We start from the raw sequence: 749 nt of genomic DNA on the forward strand, positions 1-749 counted from the left end.
GGAGAGTTTTTCAATCGCTGTAGCATCAAAGCGAAATATATCGGCATTAAGGTGAGCGAATTTTCCTTTATTTTGTTCCCACCAAACCTGTGATTTGGTGTTAAAGCTGTAGACTTTCACCTGTTTGGCAAGTCGTGTGGCTTTTTTAACGCGCTCAGTGTCGGGTTCACCGACCTCAACCCAAAGTTGAATTTGATCATCTAATGATTTTAGCCAGAGATCAGGTTCTTCAATCGAAGAAAGCCCTTTCGTGAACGTCAGATCGGCTGATGCATTAAGACAAAACGCTAAAATGCGCGCCATCATTCGTTCGTTGCTTTCTGAAGGATGCTGAGCAATGGTGAGATTTAAAGAGTCATAATGTTCGCGATTAGTATCCGTCAGCGCAATACGGAACTTATAGATTGTCGGTTTCAGAGCCATTGGAAGAGTGCCAAGAAGTAAAACGAAAATAGCCAGCAAATTGCTGGCTATTAGAATACTTAGTAAAAAATTATACTAGGCGGATGTTTTCAGCTTGAGGGCCTTTTTGGCCTTGAGCTACTTCAAACTCTACCTTTTGACCTTCAGCAAGAGTGCGGAAACCGTCACCTTTAATTTGGCTGAAGTGTGCGAATACGTCTGGACCGTTTTCTTGTTGAATGAAGCCGAAACCTTTAGTTTCGTTGAACCATTTTACTGTACCAGTAACTGTGTTAGCCATTTTAATACCCAAAATCAAAAAAAGTTTTACAGCCGAATACGGCGCG

Annotated in this window: 2 protein-coding genes; both read right to left on the minus strand. The window is 41.8% G+C overall.

Going from position 1 to position 749, the window contains the following annotated elements:
* The coding region (locus GMA8713_RS26050; RefSeq protein ID WP_062715568.1) for a YaeQ family protein at nucleotides 1–423 on the minus strand (423 nt) is incomplete at its 3' end.
* A gap of 70 nt (nucleotides 424–493) precedes the next feature.
* A complete protein-coding gene (locus GMA8713_RS26055; RefSeq protein ID WP_010318975.1) occupies nucleotides 494–703 on the minus strand; it encodes a cold-shock protein in 210 nt (69 codons plus the stop codon).
* Between the last annotated feature and the right edge of the window lie 46 nt (nucleotides 704–749).

Origin of the sequence: Grimontia marina, assembly GCF_900060185.1 — a bacterium.
Classification (GTDB): domain Bacteria; phylum Pseudomonadota; class Gammaproteobacteria; order Enterobacterales; family Vibrionaceae; genus Enterovibrio; species Enterovibrio marinus.

Coding starts and splice junctions, on each gene's coding strand:
- GMA8713_RS26055 (WP_010318975.1), bottom strand. CDS start 703: ATGGCTAACACAGTTACTGGTACAGTAAAATGGTTCAACGAAACTAAA.